This is a genomic window from Caldinitratiruptor microaerophilus (assembly GCF_025999835.1).
GTDB classification, from domain to species: Bacteria; Bacillota; Sulfobacillia; order Symbiobacteriales; family ZC4RG38; genus Caldinitratiruptor; species Caldinitratiruptor microaerophilus.
In genome coordinates this window covers 1,364,351-1,380,478 of record NZ_AP025628.1, presented here as the reverse complement: position 1 = coordinate 1,380,478, position 16,128 = coordinate 1,364,351, and the positions used below count along the sequence as shown (strand labels likewise).

The 16,128-nt window shown below is 65.4% G+C and carries 25 protein-coding genes; 4 read left to right on the top strand and 21 right to left on the bottom strand.

Going from position 1 to position 16,128, the window contains the following annotated elements:
• Positions 1–22: 22 nt before the first annotated feature.
• Complete coding sequence (aroB, locus tag caldi_RS06740; protein WP_264844350.1) at positions 23–1,165, top strand: 3-dehydroquinate synthase; 1,143 nt, start codon at positions 23–25, stop codon at positions 1,163–1,165.
• On the opposite strand, the gene caldi_RS06735 is transcribed toward aroB, so the two are convergent.
• Positions 1,143–1,409, bottom strand: a complete 267-nt coding sequence (locus tag caldi_RS06735) for a hypothetical protein (RefSeq protein WP_264844349.1) — start codon at positions 1,407–1,409, stop codon at positions 1,143–1,145. The two genes, aroB and caldi_RS06735, sit on opposite strands and share 23 nt — an antisense overlap.
• A gap of 137 nt (positions 1,410–1,546) precedes the next feature.
• On the opposite strand from caldi_RS06735, the gene caldi_RS06730 reads away from it, so the two are divergent.
• Positions 1,547–2,182, top strand: coding sequence for a coiled-coil domain-containing protein (locus caldi_RS06730; protein ID WP_264844348.1), 636 nt, complete (start codon positions 1,547–1,549; stop codon positions 2,180–2,182).
• Between the two features lie 60 nt (positions 2,183–2,242).
• Here caldi_RS06730 and caldi_RS06725 read toward each other — a convergent pair whose 3' ends face one another.
• From caldi_RS06725 to caldi_RS06635, 20 genes are all read right to left on the bottom strand, one after another.
• Positions 2,243–2,530: a hypothetical protein gene (locus tag caldi_RS06725; protein WP_264844347.1), complete on the bottom strand. Its 288-nt coding sequence runs from the start codon at positions 2,528–2,530 to the stop codon at positions 2,243–2,245.
• A 218-nt stretch (positions 2,531–2,748) separates the two neighbouring features.
• Positions 2,749–3,891 (bottom strand): glycosyltransferase family 2 protein, encoded by a 1,143-nt coding sequence (locus caldi_RS06720; RefSeq protein WP_264844346.1) that lies wholly within the window; start codon positions 3,889–3,891, stop codon positions 2,749–2,751.
• Between the two features lie 131 nt (positions 3,892–4,022).
• Positions 4,023–4,358 (bottom strand): hypothetical protein, encoded by a 336-nt coding sequence (locus tag caldi_RS06715; protein ID WP_264844345.1) that lies wholly within the window; start codon positions 4,356–4,358, stop codon positions 4,023–4,025.
• The gene (locus caldi_RS06710; protein ID WP_264844344.1) at positions 4,351–5,004 is read right to left on the bottom strand and encodes a zonular occludens toxin domain-containing protein; all 654 of its coding nucleotides are present in this window, start codon (positions 5,002–5,004) and stop codon (positions 4,351–4,353) included. The genes caldi_RS06715 and caldi_RS06710 overlap by 8 nt, the downstream gene beginning before the upstream one ends.
• 5 nt (positions 5,005–5,009) lie before the next feature.
• On the bottom strand, positions 5,010–5,411 hold the full coding sequence (locus tag caldi_RS06705; protein WP_264844343.1) for a hypothetical protein: 402 nt from the start codon (positions 5,409–5,411) through the stop codon (positions 5,010–5,012).
• Positions 5,401–5,754, bottom strand: coding sequence for a hypothetical protein (locus caldi_RS06700; protein WP_264844342.1), 354 nt, complete (start codon positions 5,752–5,754; stop codon positions 5,401–5,403). Before caldi_RS06700 ends, caldi_RS06705 begins: the two co-directional genes overlap by 11 nt.
• 8 nt (positions 5,755–5,762) lie before the next feature.
• Positions 5,763–6,026 (bottom strand): hypothetical protein, encoded by a 264-nt coding sequence (locus caldi_RS06695; RefSeq protein ID WP_264844341.1) that lies wholly within the window; start codon positions 6,024–6,026, stop codon positions 5,763–5,765.
• Between the two features lie 6 nt (positions 6,027–6,032).
• Positions 6,033–6,536, bottom strand: a complete 504-nt coding sequence (locus tag caldi_RS06690) for a hypothetical protein (RefSeq protein ID WP_264844340.1) — start codon at positions 6,534–6,536, stop codon at positions 6,033–6,035.
• A gap of 3 nt (positions 6,537–6,539) precedes the next feature.
• A complete protein-coding gene (locus tag caldi_RS06685; protein ID WP_264844339.1) occupies positions 6,540–6,680 on the bottom strand; it encodes a hypothetical protein in 141 nt (46 codons plus the stop codon).
• A gap of 5 nt (positions 6,681–6,685) precedes the next feature.
• Positions 6,686–7,822, bottom strand: coding sequence for a fibronectin type III domain-containing protein (locus tag caldi_RS17740; RefSeq protein ID WP_406568122.1), 1,137 nt, complete (start codon positions 7,820–7,822; stop codon positions 6,686–6,688).
• Positions 7,823–9,560: 1,738 nt separating this feature from the next.
• A complete protein-coding gene (locus caldi_RS06680; protein WP_264844338.1) occupies positions 9,561–9,737 on the bottom strand; it encodes a hypothetical protein in 177 nt (58 codons plus the stop codon).
• Positions 9,738–9,812: 75 nt separating this feature from the next.
• Positions 9,813–9,962 carry a hypothetical protein gene (locus caldi_RS06675; protein WP_264844337.1) on the bottom strand — a complete coding sequence of 50 codons (150 nt, stop codon included), beginning with the start codon at positions 9,960–9,962 and terminating at the stop codon, positions 9,813–9,815.
• A gap of 249 nt (positions 9,963–10,211) precedes the next feature.
• Positions 10,212–10,370, bottom strand: coding sequence for a hypothetical protein (locus caldi_RS06670; protein ID WP_264844336.1), 159 nt, complete (start codon positions 10,368–10,370; stop codon positions 10,212–10,214).
• A gap of 218 nt (positions 10,371–10,588) precedes the next feature.
• Positions 10,589–11,032: a DUF669 domain-containing protein gene (locus caldi_RS06665; RefSeq protein WP_264844335.1), complete on the bottom strand. Its 444-nt coding sequence runs from the start codon at positions 11,030–11,032 to the stop codon at positions 10,589–10,591.
• A 3-nt stretch (positions 11,033–11,035) separates the two neighbouring features.
• Positions 11,036–12,307, bottom strand: coding sequence for a replication initiation factor domain-containing protein (locus caldi_RS06660; protein ID WP_264844334.1), 1,272 nt, complete (start codon positions 12,305–12,307; stop codon positions 11,036–11,038).
• A 378-nt stretch (positions 12,308–12,685) separates the two neighbouring features.
• Positions 12,686–13,015 (bottom strand): hypothetical protein, encoded by a 330-nt coding sequence (locus caldi_RS06655; RefSeq protein ID WP_264844333.1) that lies wholly within the window; start codon positions 13,013–13,015, stop codon positions 12,686–12,688.
• Between the two features lie 2 nt (positions 13,016–13,017).
• Positions 13,018–13,260: a hypothetical protein gene (locus tag caldi_RS06650; RefSeq protein ID WP_264844332.1), complete on the bottom strand. Its 243-nt coding sequence runs from the start codon at positions 13,258–13,260 to the stop codon at positions 13,018–13,020.
• A gap of 677 nt (positions 13,261–13,937) precedes the next feature.
• The gene (locus caldi_RS06645; RefSeq protein ID WP_264844331.1) at positions 13,938–14,447 is read right to left on the bottom strand and encodes a hypothetical protein; all 510 of its coding nucleotides are present in this window, start codon (positions 14,445–14,447) and stop codon (positions 13,938–13,940) included.
• On the bottom strand, positions 14,444–14,596 hold the full coding sequence (locus caldi_RS06640) for a hypothetical protein (RefSeq protein ID WP_264844330.1): 153 nt from the start codon (positions 14,594–14,596) through the stop codon (positions 14,444–14,446). Before caldi_RS06640 ends, caldi_RS06645 begins: the two co-directional genes overlap by 4 nt.
• A gap of 38 nt (positions 14,597–14,634) precedes the next feature.
• Positions 14,635–14,877 carry a helix-turn-helix transcriptional regulator gene (locus caldi_RS06635; protein WP_264844329.1) on the bottom strand — a complete coding sequence of 81 codons (243 nt, stop codon included), beginning with the start codon at positions 14,875–14,877 and terminating at the stop codon, positions 14,635–14,637.
• Between the two features lie 161 nt (positions 14,878–15,038).
• Between caldi_RS06635 and caldi_RS06630 the strand changes: the two genes are divergently transcribed.
• Both caldi_RS06630 and caldi_RS06625 read left to right on the top strand, forming a co-directional pair.
• Positions 15,039–15,404 (top strand): helix-turn-helix domain-containing protein, encoded by a 366-nt coding sequence (locus caldi_RS06630; RefSeq protein ID WP_264844328.1) that lies wholly within the window; start codon positions 15,039–15,041, stop codon positions 15,402–15,404.
• 190 nt (positions 15,405–15,594) lie between these two features.
• Entirely contained in the window at positions 15,595–16,116 is a 522-nt protein-coding gene (locus caldi_RS06625) for a restriction endonuclease (protein ID WP_264844327.1), read from the top strand.
• Positions 16,117–16,128: the final 12 nt, after the last annotated feature.

Sequence of the window (16,128 nt, the reverse complement as noted above, 5' to 3'; positions counted from 1 at the left end):
GCGGCCTGCGAGGTGACTGGGGTTGGCCCGTACCGTTCGCGTCGAACTGGGCGAGCGCTCGTACCGGATCCACATCGGCAGCGGCATCCTGGCCGACCTGGGGCACATCGTGCGGGAGACCCTGCCCCGCGCCACCCGGGCCCTCGTCGTCACGGACGAGGGCGCCGGACCGCACTACCTCGACAGGGCCCTGGCAGCGCTGCGCGCCGCGGGCATCGAGGCCGGTTCTGCGACCGTGCCGGCCGGCGAGCCGGCCAAGACCCTGTCGGAGGCGGCGAGGCTCTACGAGGCCTGCCTCGACACGGGTCTCGACCGGGACGGGTGCGTCGTGGCGCTGGGCGGCGGCGCAGTCGGCGACCTCGCCGGTTTCGTGGCCGCGACGTTCCTGCGCGGGGTGGACTTCGTCCAGGTGCCCACGACCCTGCTGGCCCAGGTCGACGCGTCGATCGGGGGGAAGGTCGCCGTCAACCTGCCCCGCGGCAAGAACCTGGTGGGCGCCTTCCACCAGCCCCGGGCGGTCGTCGCCGACGTGACCACCCTCGCCACCCTGCCGGCGCGGGAGTACGTGGCCGGGCTCGCCGAGGTGGTCAAGCACGCCCTCCTGCGTGACCGGGGTCTGTTCGCCCTGCTCGAGGACGAGACGTCCGCCGTGCTGGCTCGCGACCCGGCCCTGCTCGAGGACCTGGTCGAACGGAACTGCCGCATCAAGGGTGCCGTGGTGAGCGCCGACGAGCGCGAGGGCGGCCTGCGCGCCATCCTCAACCTCGGCCACACGGTCGGTCACGGGGTGGAGGCGGTGCTCGGGCGGGTGGAGAAGGGCGAACCCGGCGCCACACCCCGCGAGGGACTCCTGCACGGAGAGTGCGTCAGCATCGGCCTGATCGCGGCCGCCTGGCTCAGCCGCCGCGCCGGGGTGCTCGCCCAGGACGACCTGCCGGGCCGGCTCGAGGACCTGCTGCGCCGGCTCACCCTGCCCGTGCGCCTGCCGCCGGGCACCGACCTCGCGGCCGTGCGGGAGGCCATGCGTTACGACAAGAAGGCCCGCGCCGGCCGGCTGCGCTGGGTGCTGCCGGTCCGCGTGGGCCAGGTGCAGGTGACGGAGCACGTTCGGGACGAGGACGTGGAGGCGGTGCTGGCGGACCTCAGTCGCCCGCTGTCCGGATGAGCCGGCGATAGCTCCAGGCGCTCAGGAGGGCGCCCAGGGCCCACGACGCCCAGTTCCACGTCCGGAACGCGGCGCTCGTGCTCATGGTCCCGGTGGGCTCCCCCGAGGCGATCACCACCAGCGCGCCGATCTGGACGAAGAGGTTGCCGAGCACGAACCAGAGTCCGAGGAAGACCCCGGCCCTCACCAGCAGTGCCACCCAGCGGGATTCCGGCCTCCCGGGCTGGAAGCGGGCATCCGCCACGGCAGGTCGCCTCCTTATTCTTGTAGTTCCGTGCATCCGGGCGGCCTGCCGGCATGGGCCGTGCCGTGCTCGCGCGCGGCCACATACTATGGGGCGAGGTCACCCCACGGCGACGAGGCGCGGAAGAGGGGATGCCGATGCTGCCGCGCACCATCCTGCGCTCGGAACTGGTGCGGCACATAGAGGGGCTCGGGCTTCTCGTCGAGGAGCTTCGTGAGTGGGCGCGGCGACAGGAGCAGGAACTGGCCCAGCGGGCGATGGCGCTCGCCCGCAGCGAGGGGATTCTGGCCGAGCGCCAGCGGGAGCTGGAGGCGGCCCTGCGAGAGATGCAGGAGCAGCGCCTCGAGCTGGCCGGCCTGGCCCAGCAGCTGCAGGCTGAGCGGGCGGCGCTGGAGGCGCGCCGCGAGATCCTCAGGCAGCAGGAGGAGGCGCTGGCAGCCCGCGCGGCGCTCCTGGCCGAGCGGGAGGAGCTCCTGCGCGAGCGCGAGAGCCGCGCCGGCTCTGCCGGAGGGCGGCGGCCCGCCGACGGCGGCGCCCCCCGCATGCGGGTGGTTGACACGCCCGTGCCACCCCCTCGGGGTGCCGAGTCAAGCCCGGGAGACGGCACGGCCGGGCCGCAGCCCGACACTCGGGCGCAGGCGGGAGGAGAGGACGCGGTTCCCGCAGGGCCAACGCCGGAGGCGGTCCTCGCCCGGGTGATCGGCCCGCTGGGAGACATCCAGGTGGTCGAGGCGAAGGTGCGCTGGGGAGAGGGGGCGGCGGAGACGTCTTGAGGGCACCGGTCTGCCAACGGAAAGAGGGTATCCCCTCGCCGGGATACCCTCTCGTTCTCGTCAGCAGATCTTCGGCGGCGGGCAAGGCACGGCCGAGATCTCGAGCTGCTCCTCCCGGACCACCTTCACGACCACCCGCACGACGTCCTTCTCGATCACCCGGCAGATGTGGCCGTCCTCGTCGCGCTCGAACTCCTCGCTCTGGGCCACCACGTCGCCCTCTTCCAGCTGGCACTTGAGCTTCTTGACGTCGATCTCCTCGCACTTCTCGCCGGGCTGCAGGTTCAACTCTACCTCGACGAGCGTGCAGAACGGGATCTCGACGAAGCAGCAGACTGGGTTGCACACCCCGGGTCAACCGGCGGATACGGAGAGCGGCCATGTCCAGGTAGTCCATGGGGCGCACCGCGGAGGCTCGGACTCGGACCTCCCGCCCCCTGTCGGTTCGCACCCTGAGCAGCTGCCTCCCAGCGGAAACCGACACGATCACCCCGAGCCCCCCGGACCGCAGCCGCACGTATTGACCCCGCCAGAATCCAGGCCTGCCCACAGCGTTACACCCCCCGTCAGCCCGTTTGCGGGACGTGGGGGGTGTGATACCACGCCCGCTGCCGCCACGTAGCCAGGGCGACCCAAAACGGCACCAACCATGTAAGGCTCCACAGGGGCATGAGCCACAGGCGACCCCAGTACCGGGGGGGCGCGGCCGGCGCCATGAACAGAGCCCCGATGGCCAGGCCGGTCATGGCCGATACGGCGTGCCCGGACAGCAGCAGGGCCACCACCTGGAGTAGAGCCACGGCCGCAGCGAACGGGTAGAGGCCATACAGCACCAGGTCTAACGCCGCCGGCGTCGGCAGCCGGCGGACTAGGTGTGCACCGTAGGCAGCGTATACTTGCAGGTGCCCCCGGAGCCAACGCGTTCGCTGCCGCAGCGACACCCGCAGGGACGTAGGTTTCTGGTCGAACACGAGCGCACGGGGTTCGTAGTGAACCCGCAACCTCGAGGCCACCATGCGAACAGTGTACTCCAGGTCATCCGAGACCGTCCGGCCGGACCAGGGCAGCCGGGTCAGGGTAGCGCGGGAGATCAGGCAGCCGGTGCCCCCGAGCATGGCCGAGAGTCCCAGGGCTTCCCGGCCGGCCTGGGCGATGGCGTGCGCCCAGTAATAGGCCAGGGCGTATGCGCTGGACACCCAGGACGCGGTGGGGTTCGCCGTCGCGATGTACCCCTGCACGGCCGGCGCCCCGGCGGCCAGCCGGCGGCCGGCTTCCACGAAGAAGCGGGGATCCAGCAGGTTGTCGGCATCCACCAGAGCCAGGGCGTCCCAGTCGTCGTGCCACACCCGCGCCAGTGCGCGGGCGATGGCCACCTGCTTGCCTCGCCCGCCGTCCGGTATCTCGATCACCTCGGCCCCGTGCTGGCGGGCCACATCAGCCGTCCAGTCGATGCACCCATCCGCGACGACGATGACCCGGACGCGGCCTGGGTAAAGATGGGCTGCGTGCCCGATGCTGGCCACGCAGGGGCCGATCACGGCCTCTTCGTTGTGCGCGGGCACGAGCACCAGGATGGCCGGCCACCGGCGAACGGCGGGCAGGGTAGCCGGCTGGAGCCACGAGCGGAGCTTCGACAGAGCGAGCCCGAGCAGGCCGACGCCCACGTAGAGGGTGATCACCCAGGAAGCCGCAGACAGAAGCAGCCGCATTACAGCAGCCCCCTCGGTCCTCGGAGGTAGCGCCGGCGGTACACCTCGTATCCGATCCAGAGCGCGAGGCCAACTCCAGACGCCACACCGAACCCAGCAGCCGCGAACCACGCCCACACCGTCAGCACGACCTACCCCTCCTGCGCTGCGGCCCGGCTCTCCCGTTGAGCCAGCCGCTGGCGCCTGTCCGCCACTTCGGCCGCCGGGGCGATGTAGTAGCACCGCCGGCGCAGGTACACCCGAGGCCGGTACGGGTCCTTCCGCCAGGACCAGGGGGCCGCCCAGGAGGGCAAGAGATCGTAACCCACTTGGCGCAGCGCGTCCCGGGTGAGCAGCAAGGCCGTGGCCTCTTCGTGCTCCCGGGCCAGGGTAATGAGCCGCGCCCGGGGGATCATGGGGTGGTGGTACAGCACCCGGCCCGGGTCCACCGGTAGCCGGTCCGGCACGTCCCATGGCTTCTCAGCCAACTCGCTTCTCCCTCCTGGCAGCCGCAGCTTCTTCGATCCGGGACATGAACTTGTCGAACTCCTTGTTGGTGGCGGGGAACTTCAGGGAGCGGACAAACTGATAGGTGTCATACGCGCTGAAGTACGGCAACACCTCTTCCTCGGTCTGTCGCTCGTGCTTGCGCAGAACCGGCGGCGTTGCCTGGTAGTCGTACACGAACTGCTCGAACGTGCGCCGGCCGCGCGGCCCCCGGGCACGGCACATGACCACCAGGTCCAACGCGTTGCGCAGCCGCACGTCGACCATGCGCAGGGACTGGAACGTGACCAGGGTGGTCGCCCGGATCTTGCGGAGGAACATGAAGAACTCGGACAGGAAGATGTTCTGCGCCTGCATGCTCAGCCTGGCATCTAACAACCGGTGCACCTCGTCCAGCAGGAGGACGCCGCCACCGGCCGCCGCCATCTCTACGATGTCGTCGACGGTAGCTATGCGACCGAGCTGGAAGGCTGGGTTGATCCGCTTGTGCTCACGGAAGAAGCTCTCGTTAAGCCAGATATTGGAATATACATTTGCCCCCCGAGCAGCCAGTGAGTACCGGATCGCCCACCGGGTAGCGTGCAGAGTCTTGCCGGCGCCCAGGGCGCCCAGGAACGCTACGATCACCACCGTCACCGCCTGATGCCCAGGCGCCGGAGAGGACTGGACACCCCGCCAGCCTGGACGCTGGTCGTGTAGCCTTTGAAGGCCCGGATGAGAGCGGCCGACTCCAGGGCGGCCAGGAGGGCATCCGGCCCAGCCTGGAGGTTGTAGAGGGCGAGGTAATCGTCTGCGACCGCCCTCAGGCGCTCGGGACCGAAGTGGCGCAGGAAGAGCACGGCGGCCAGTTGATCCGGCGCCAGGGGGTGAATGTGACGCTCGATGGTGCTCAGGGCGGCCAGGAGGCTTGCGCCGTCGTTCTGCCCGCCTACAGGGACCCCCTGCCCACCGTCCTCGAACACGTCGGCCTGAATCGCGTCCGCCGGCGAGTCGTAACCTTCTGCGAGCGCCAGCTGCTCCAGGTCATCGCGCACCGGAGATCACCATCCCGACCACAAGAGCGAACATGAGGAGCCAGTAGGGGAGCGGTACCCCGCCCGGACCCACGGGGCGGCTCGGCCGGAACAGCGCCCGGAGGAAGGCGGCCTCTTCCAGTTGCCGGATGCGAGCTGCCTCAGCCCGAGCCGGGAGGTCGGCATGGATCAGGTAGAGGCTCCTGCCATCTGACAGCACGACCCGGCGCACGTCCTGGCGAGGATACGTGCCCGAGGGTAGAGCGATCGTGTCCGCGTCCGCTCTCTCGACGGGCTCCAGTTGGCCCACATCGTCGGTAACCACCAGGGCAATATCACCAGCGTCGCGCTGCTTGCGCCTCACGGATTCACTCACCACCACTTCACGGAGGACTTCAGAGTCAGGTACAGGCTCCAGAGAGCCCGGACGGCCCACACCACGGCGACCAGGAGGGCACCGAGGGCAACCGTCTTCACGAGGGACAGCCAGGGCGGTGGCAGCCACGCCACGTAGCCGAGGTATATCCCCAGGTCAAACCCGTGTGCAGCAATCAGGCGCACCTGGCCGAGCCACTCGATGATCTTGTTCAGAATGTCCACAACGGGGCCGAAGATGGCATCGATGATGTTCCGCATCGGCGATCACCCGTCCGAGGCCGCCGGCGCAAGAATGCGGAACACGGCGAACCCGACCGCGAGCCACACTCCGACCTCAATTATCCCGGCCAGGGGCGACACCCAGGGTCCGATCAGGCCCAGTACCCAGTCAACCCCACTCGCGTACAGGCTCTTTGGCGCCGGCGCCACTGCCGCAGGATCGAACAGAGCGACAGAGGCCAGTGTGTTAATGATTCCGGCTCCCAGTGAGACCGGGATTTGGAGCACCTCAAGGACGATACGAAGGAGTAGACCGACCAGGCCGATCACACGCTCGATCAGGTACCAGGTGTCGGACAAGAAGCTCCATATCGGGCCGAAAAGATGCGCCAGGGCAGCCGAGAGATCGGAGCCGAAATCCTGGAAGAACCTGCCTATGTCCCGGACGGCGCCGGCGATGTAGTCTCGAACGGCATCTACAGCGCCGCCTATCGTGGTGCGCCACCAGTCCAGCCCACGCCTCCAGACCGACTCGAACCAGTCCCACACGGCCTACCGCCTCCCGCGGCCCACCAGGGAGAGCCACCAGAGCATCTGCACCGCGACCTTCCCGGCCGCCACAATCCCGAACCAGACGAGGAGGCCGGGCACCAACTCCTGGATTACGGGGCCGAACCCTTCGATCACGCCCACAGGGCTCACCTCCACAAACCGAGGAAGAAGTTCCCCAACTTGACGGCAGTTACGAGGGCAGCAATTACCACGATCCAAGGGGCCACGCCCCCGGCCGCAGAGACGACATAATCCCTGGCCCGTCCAAGGCTCGATTCGAGGCCCGCCCGGACAGTCTCACTAAAGGATGCCGCCAGCGTAGTGACCGCCACGGCGGCCGGGGTCGACTCGCCGCCCTCGTTCCAGGCGACTACCTGGTAGTAATAACGGGTCTGAGGCAAGAGATTACGGTCTACGAAGACCGTGTCGCGAGTTTCAGCAACCAGGAGGCCGTTTCGATATACCCTATAGCCTCGAACAAGACCCAAGGGCACCGACCATCCCAGTGATGCTGTCGTTTTACTCACGTCTAAGATGCCCAGGCCCACCGGGGTGCCAGGGGGATCGGGTGGCGGTGGGGGAGGCGGCAGCGTGGTTACAGTTACAGTAGCTTGAGATTCCCCGACTTTGTTATAAACAACCAGCTTGTAGGTATATTCAGTTTCGGGGCTTAAACCAGAGTCATGGAATGCTTGGCTCCCCGAAGGCAGTTGTGCTATTAGAAGTGAATTACGGTACATGCGAAATCCGTCAGCGTTACCGATTGGCTCCCAAGCTATATCAACAGTTGTTTGAGATAGAGAAGTAATTTGCAACACGGGGGACCGCGGTGGTCCCATAGGAGTTGCCGTCACAGCAGCAGACTTTGGCGATTCGTTCCCCGCCTTGTCCACCGCTGACACTTCATACGTATAAGTTACACCGTTAGTCAAATTCGCGTCCATGTAGGTAGTTCCTGTTACCTCAGCAATTAAGCTTCCGTCACGGTACACTCGATACTTTGCTAAGTCGGTATCAGGCACCGCTGACCACGAAATCGTTACCGTAGTATCTCCCGCGACCGCCTGCACTCCACTCGGTGCAGAAGGCGGCGTAGTGTCCCGTACCTCGCTATACGCCTCTAACCAGTAAACTTCAACATTTTGAGCATAACTGGAATTATCGTTCAGAAACAACCTTACTCTGTTTGCTGTAACGTTAGGATAAAAGACATAAGTATTATCACCAAGTGCAAGATAACTAAACCAAACCCGAGTCCCATTGTTCTGCAATTCTAAACTCATCGGCCCAACAACGCTAGTGCCCGCAGTCCACTTCAAGCGTATCCGCAATTCGGCCACGTACGATCTTGACATAGACCAATACAAATTACCGTCGTTGCGACCGGCCGGCAACAACGCGTTCAAATAGCTCGTCGGGTCCCCGTCAGTTGCCGCTGCAGGATTGGACACACTACTCCAGCCGTCCCACGTAGGGGTAACCCCGCGCAGCAAATCGCCCGCAGCCACCACACGACTACCCACACCCATGATCGCAACTGCAATCATTATGACAAGACGCCTGAACATGGCAGTCACATCCGTTGACATATCGGAATTTACCCTGACGGATCTGGTTGCATGATTGGGTCTATCTGCATTACAGGATCCTTTCCCATGACAGGATCCCGCTGTAGCACCGGGTCAGGTTGCATGTAGTCGGGCGGCATCACCGGGTCCTTCGCTTGCGGTGGGTCCGGCGCTTGAACCGGGTCATTCGCGGCCGGCGCGTCACGCTGGATCACAGGATCGGCGGATCGCGGCGGGTCCGGTGCTTGCGCCGGGTCCGAAGGGAGCAGGGGGTCCGCCGAAGGCACGGGGTCCAGTACGTCCCAAAAGGGAGTTGTATCCGGTTCCGGCAGAGGAGGAAGCGGCGGCGGGGCCGGCATGGCCGGCGGCACCGGGAACTGCCGCGCCGGCACCGTCGTGACGGCCGAATGTTGGGTCTGTGGTGGATTCGGCAGGGGAACCATCGTGCCAGGCGAACCTACGCTCGTCCAGCCGCCGAACGAGGGGAGGGCCGGTGCAGACGGGGCCGGAGGCGGGTCAGTCAGGTAGTCGTAGAGCTTCTTGGTCCAATCCGTCGTACTAGGTGGTGGGGCCCCTGTGGCTGTGCCGTACACCTGCAACTCCCAAGAGCCCGTGCAGGACCCGGACGGGCCGGCATCATGGGCTTCCCACTCGACATACCGGACTCCGGCCCAGGCGCCGGCCAGGTCATAAACGTTCGTCGCGGTCCACGTCCAGGAATCCACCACGGCGTTGCTGGCATCCAGGAGCCGCACACTTACCGAGCTCCCGGATAGTCCGGTTTCAACGTTCACGTACACTCGGTCGAGATCGTAGGTCGTTCCCAGGTCGAACCTCACGCCAACCGCGTACTCGCTGGCCGATACCGCGCAGGCGAAATACCCGTTGGTCTCGCTCCCATCGACGAGGCCAGGCACGCGGTCCGGGCTCTCCGTCCCATAGAGGCCCGTCCACGTTGCCGAGCCCAACGGGCCTACAGTCACTGCCACAGCCGGCGCGGGCGCCAGAAGAAGCAGGGTCGCCACGAATAGAGCGAGAGGAACCCGCTTAGTCCTCATCGTCCGGGTCCCCCAACCGTGTAATATCGGCCGCAATATCGGCCAGTAAGTCCATTAGCCAAGCAGCAAGAATGAGCCCCGCTACAAGTGCAACTACTGGCCAAATGTAGCCCAAGAACTCTCGAAAACGTTCCTCCAGCCCCGGAAACCAGTCAGCGTAAGACCACCCGGGCAGTAGAGGTGCTAGAGTCAGCGAACCCGACGGACGAAACCGATGGTTGCTCCAGCGATCACGAAGCCAAACCAAAGCACCGCGGGTGCCAGAAGCATCGGCCATGTACTTTCTAGGGTGATCCTTGCGGCCTGCGTGATAGCCCATGTATCGAGCGACCACACCCACGACACCCCCTCGCGCCAAGGCGGGCGGGAAACCCGCCCGCCGGCGCTCGTTCGGGTTACTTGCCCTTCGCAGCCCCGGACCGCACGCGCCCGAGGAACGACAGGAGAATGCTTCCGATCGCGACCGCCACGATCAGCCCCGCGGGGATCAGGAGGATAGGCGCGAGGCTGGCGAGGCTCTCCGCGACCTTGGGACCCAGGCCACTCACAAGCGGGCTGGCATCGAAGCTCATGCAGGACCCCCCTTCGCATGTGATCCGGCGAAGCCGGACCGGAAAGCATCCTCGGGGTCATCCGACCCCGAAAGCTCACGCTCGGCGTTGGAAGAGACTCAAGAGCACCCGAATGGCGAAAGCCCCGATTGCGATACCTGCGACGAGGGCGACGATGGTGTAGCCGCTGGCGAAGAAGTTGTTCGCGTAACGCAGCACCTCGGAAATCTGCGGGTCGAAGGACATGAGCTAGGTCCCCCAATCCCAGAGGCTGAAGACAGCGGGGACGAACAGACCGAGAAGGAGTGCACCGGCGAAGATCGACCGCACCTCGTCCAAACTCAGCCACCACGCCACAAAGGCGCTAAACGCGGCCCCGTACATACCGGCGCATCACCATTAACATGCTCCTGATGGACACGATGATAGTTGACGAAATGAGGACTACCAGAACGAGAGAAGTGTAATCCTCCCAGTTGGCAGCGGCCGCACTCGTCATGTGAAAAGCCCCCGAATCAAGCTCCAAAGCCAGGCCGCCGCCTCCCAGGCGATTAGAAACAGGAGCAGGGCGGCAACCAGCATGGTGCCCAGGTCGGCCCGGTAGACCACTTCGACGAGGTCCCCGGTCGGCAGCCGTACCCAGTAGCTATTCACCGGCGCCGCCCCCTTCCGTCCCCTCACCCCCATTACACGCCATGAGTGGCGATTAAAACAAGGTTCATTACGTCCGCCCCCCAAAGAAAGACACTAGGTATGCTAGAGTCGCTGATATGTGCAAAAACGTAAAGTGCGGGGCATCATGCCCCGCACCAGGCCACCAGCCACGCTAGACATCCGGCTAGATGCCGGCATGTCCAAGTTGGGTTTGACTCTCAGAACGGAGAAGGCTCCAGTTCCTCGCCCCCCTTCGGTACGGGCGCCGGTCCGCCCAGGTACATCCGCTGGAACCCGTCCGATCCCGTCTTGAGTCGGAAGCTGATGTGCATACCCCGAACCTTGGTCTTGGTCAACTCGGGCAAGTCCGTAATGCTCTCCAGCTTCAGCTTCAACCTATTGAGGTCGCCCTTGAGCCGACTCAGGTCCTCCTGCTCCTTCAGGCCCCGGTAGTACCACGCGTACCTTCCCCGGTACTTCGGCCCGGTGATCCGCAGGGTCAGCTTCCACTGGAGCCGACCGCTCCCCTTGCTCTTCTCGACCGTGCCGTCGTACACGTAGGCAGTATAATCTCCGTCAGGAAGGTCCTCGTAGTCACGTTCGGGTGCCTGCTGGTAGGCTTCCTCCAGGGCAGCGAGCTCGGCCAGAATCTCCTGGGTCATCGCTTAATCCCTCCTCACGATGTTCGAACGCTGTGCCTTGCGCCGTATCGCATCTTCCCACGTCTCGCTCTTACGGCGCATGTAGTCTCGTAGCACCTCTGCGGCAATCGCCATCACAGAACGTCCGGCTCCCCGCTGTGGTATGCGGTACCCTTTCCTTACCGCCACCGAGGTCAGGTACCCCAGTAGGCCGGGCGCCAACGCCTCTGCCTCCGCGTCCATGACCCGGAACCGGGCGCCCCGGACGAGCCCCTGCCGGCAATCCGCCCACCCGGCCCCTGCCAGTCTCACCCACCACTCGGCGAGGGGCCATCTGCTTTTGTTCGGGTCGGACGTCGGCCGACGGAGCGTCAGCCAGGCCATAGCCTCCCGCCAGAGATCGCCCACCGCCTCCAGGACATCTGCGGGCTCTGCCTCGGCCAAGTCGAATGCCTCAAGCCACTCCCTCCCCATGGTGTACTCGACACGGACTACCCGGCTCTGCCCGTCCCACCCGGACCAGTAGTTGTACAACCAGGTCTTGCCCGTGGCCACTACCTCAGCGGTCTTGTCGTAGATGCGCGCCATGATCGGGGACGAACGCCTGCCGAAGTACAACGTGAACGTGCGGTTGCCGAAGTAGATGACGCGGCCATCATCCAGCACCAGATCGGGCCGGCGCTCACGGATCTTCGCCATCGTGAGGAAGTGGGTCAGCGGAGTCTCCGATAGATCCCATCCCTGGAGATCGGCGCATAGGTCGATACGGCTCACCCGCGCACTGTTACGCATGATCCACGTATCGATCCAAGCCGCCACCTCTTCCCACGCCTTCGCCGGGCCAACGGTGTAGAGGTACGAGGCCCGAAGCTGAATATAGAGAGGCGGATAACCTGTGCGGTTCGTGACCATCACGGACAGGTCTGGGCTCTGGAGCCATATGGCATAACTTCTCCAGCCCCATGGCTGCACCAGCAAGTGGTTGCCCCGAAACACCAAACCGCTTTCCTGGGGGGCGTCCGCCTCTCGTGCCTCCTGCTTCAGGTTCAGCCACCTCTCCACGAGGGGTGCGGGCACCTCTCCGTAGACCGTGACGGCCAGGGAGTCGACCGCCACATGCAGGAGGCGCACGCCGTCCCCGAGGTCGGTCCCCTCTCCGGGGTATGTCATGCGGCGCCGCTGCTCGGCCAGCAGGGCCGTCAGCCGCTCCCGCCTTTCCCGTTGGGCCTGCCTCTCGCTGGCCCGCTCCTTACGTCGGCGTTCGGCCTCCTCGCAGAGGCGCATGTACTCATCCAACGTGATCCCCCGCCGGGCCGCAGCGCGCTCCCGGCTCAGTTGCCCCACTCCTTGCCACCGTAGACGGCGTTCCTGGCGCTCCTGCTTCCAGCCTCGATACTCCTCCAGGGTCATGCCGCGGCGCTCGGCCGCCCTGCGCTCATTTAGTTCGCCAAGCTGCATATCGTTCCACCGTATGGAACATCATGTTGTGTGGACATGTATTGGTGCGGCCCCCTGTTAGACACCCGGGGGCTACAGCGGGCGGGTGCCCGCTGCATGCACTTTCGGCCTGGCCGCCGGCAGCGCCGGCGCCCCTTGTGCATTCACTCCGCCCGGGCGGTGGTGCATGCACCTCGAGCGCCTGGCGCAGCTCGAAGGCCTCGGTAAACGCATGCACTAAACCCGAATCCGCCGCAGGGCCTCCAGGGCCTCGGCCGTACCGGCAAGCGCCTGCAACAGCCTTTCGGCGTGCACCTGGGCCTCAGGCACCCGGCGTAGGCGTGACTCCAGTTCTGCAATCCGCTCGCGCAGCTGCGACACGACGGCCTCCGCGTCCCACCGGGCGATGTGCTCCAGCACGCTGGAGACGGACCCCCGCCGAATCTCGTACAGAGAAAACGCGGGGTGCGGAATCTCGCCTCGGGCCATGGCCTCTAGCCGAGCCCAGGTTTCAGGCTCCATGTAGACCGTGCGGCCGATGCGACCGCCGCTCGTCTCACGGGCCATGCTCACCCCTCCCGCACCGGCTCAAACGTCACCAGCTCGGAGGAGGCCCGCAGCGCCACCTTATCCAGCGCCTCCGGCCGCCCGGCGCACCGCCGGCACACCTCGCCGATCACCAGGACCTTGCCCGGCCGCCATGTTCCCGGGGCCGACTTGACCACGCGACCCTTCACCGCCACCATCTCGCTCACGGGATGTAGCCGCCGGCAGGCGGCACACCCGCGATACTCGACCCTGGCCCGGATCATGATTCCACCCCCGACTTAGCCACCACCATGCGATTCCCGCCCCGCCCCGCCCGGGCCGGGCTCAGGCTACCGGGCCGGGGACCCCGCCCGTCAAGGCCGAGCCCCTTCGGGGCGCCGGCTACGCCGGAGGCCTTGACGGGCTCCCCGGCCCCGGACCCTCGCCCTCAAGCCCGGGCGGGGCTTCGCTTCCATGTCCTACCTGCGAAGGCATGGGAATCCTTTTTGTCGCCAGGAGCCACAGGCGCCAGTGGGCCGAGGCCCACGAGGTAGGCCCGTACAAGACCCAGGTCCGAGTGACCGTCCCTCGCTGCTCTACCAAGAGAACCACGTATCGGCCGTCGACCCGTCTAAGCTCCAGCCGGCGCCCGGCGTCCATTGGCACGCTCAACAGCCCGTACTGCCTCCTCGATGATGCCGGCCCTGTCCAGTCCTCGGGCCTGCTCGAAATGGAGCCACAGAAGCTCTATCGCGGTTTCCATGAGCCGTTGGGGCTCCATGTCCGGGCACTGGCGGCGCAGAGCCCACCACATCCCGGCGTACCAGGGCCGGACCCTGGCGGCCACGGGGACCGTCCGGGTGTTCCTGCGGCCGCCCTTGATGCTCACGCGCCCACTCTCCTCGTACCGAAACGCCCCCGGGACAGGAGCGGCACACGCTCCCGCCCAGGGGGCGATGGGTCAACTGACGGGCGCCGGCGTCTGGTCCGGCACGAAACTGTTGATTCGGATTGTCCAGCCCTTGGGGTCAGCGAACTCCACGTAGACGTATTCAAAGTGCGCAACAGCGGATGTCTGAACGGGGGCCAGCTTCCGGGCCTGCACGTTAGCACGGAAAACGTCGTAGTTGACAAACAGGGAAAGAGTAGGCTTCTCGCTGCGAAGCTCCACGTCGAACTGCTTCACGGCACCCACGTATTCATGGGCCAAGGCCAGCACTTGGCGGATGAAAGGGGTAAGATCGGGCACCCAGGGTATGACCCATTCGGGTCGCACAAGAACACTTCCAGAGGTCCCCACGCGGAGAACCAGGGCCTCGCGGGGTTCGTTATCCCCGGGAAGCCGGCACTGCGGCAGAACGTCCACAACCTGCATGCGCCCGATCGCGCGCCATGTCTCGTCGAACGCGTCCCGATACTCCTGGGGCAGCTGCCCGGAGAAGATCACCCAGTCCCCAGGCTGATACTTCACTCCCGTCGCACCTCCTCGGGGGTCTCGCCGTCCTGCTGAGCTGGGGGCGTGTCAGCGTTCACCCGCGCCAGGAGCCACCGTATGACCCGGACCACCCGATCCCGGTTCGGTCGCCGCTCCTCGGTCGCCGGCGCCGGTTCGGGAACCACCCCGCACACCTCCCGAAAAGCGAGCGCGCAAGGCCGGCTCACGCCGTCACCTTCCGCCGCCAGTAATCCCTACGCCCGTCCTCAGCCACACGGCGCGCCCGAATCACGCGCTCGACCGGGACACCGAACAGTTCAGCGAGCTTCAGCGACTCCTCGGCGGTCAACTTCGCCCTTCCCGTTTCGCGCCTCATGTACCCCCGATGGTCCAGGCCGAGGGCCTGCGCAACCTGAAGTTGTGTCAGATTCGCCGCCCTACGAAGGTCCCGTAGCGTCTCGCCCATATGTGCTCACCTCGCATATATCAGCCATGACTTTCTCAACGGGAAACCTCCGAGGCCAATACTACATGCGTGTCTGGAAAGAGTCAAGCGCAAATATGCCCTTCTGGAGAAAAGGGGCCTTGATGTGCCCAAAACGCTACAATACGCGTGGGGGTGTGCGCGTGGAGCAAGAGCGGAAAAAGCTGGCGAGGGTGTTCGCCAGCCGACTCGCGGAGCTAATGGAACAGAGGGGTATTAAGGCCATCGATCTTGCTGCCCGCCTCAAGGTGCACCAGTCTCGAGTTTCCCGCTGGCTTTCCGGTGAGCAGTTTCCTAAAATCGAAACCCTACCAAGTCTGGCAGAAATACTCGGCGTCACCGTCGATTATCTGCTGGGGGCAAGTGACCATCCCCAAGAATACGTGCGTTGGAATGCGGACCTTGAAGAGCGCCTACGGTGGCACTTGCAGGAAGCCGGATTCGACAAGGCTGCGCAAGACGTGATCCTCGGTCTTGCGCCGAAGGTATCGCGGCCGCGCAACGAGTAAGCACCGCGGCCGCCTCGGCGTCCGCCCGGCGTAACGCCCGGTTCGCACAGCGTAGTAGAGCAGTTCTCAGTTGCTCGGCTTCCACTCGGCACTCCCCCAAACACAGGTTCGCTATCGATGGTTTGGGCTTCCATCGTAGCACTAGAACATCCGTTCGGGCAAGGAAGGCTCATACATGGGGGGGGAGTTGATGGGCTCAGCGATCTGGCTTTTCCTCATCGCTCTTGCCTTTACCGTCGTATTGGGACTGATAAAACTCGGATTTGAGATGTTGGAGGAGTGGCTGACCGACAAAGCCGACGACATACGCCTCGGCGGCAAGGGAGTCCGGGAAACGTACAACATGTCCGGTCTAGACTTCGAGAAGTGGCTGGAACGCCAGTTCCGAAACGCCGGGTTCACCGTGGAGCGGACACCCTACCAGGGCGACAAGGGGGCCGACTTGATCCTGGTCGAACCGAACAACGGCCGGCGATGGGTGGTCCAGGCCAAACGCTGGCGGCGCCCCGTGGGCATCCGGGCCGTCCAGGAAGCCTTGGCCGCGAAGGCGTATTACAAGGCGCACATCGCCATGGTGGTCACGAATTCCCACGGCTTCACCCCAGATGCCCAGGACATGGCCAAAAGGACCGGGGTGGTGCTCATGTCCCGCACGGACTTGGCGAAGTACGTGGAGCAAATCAACCGGGTGCGGGGAGCCCAGCAGCGATGAGGTCGGGGCGAC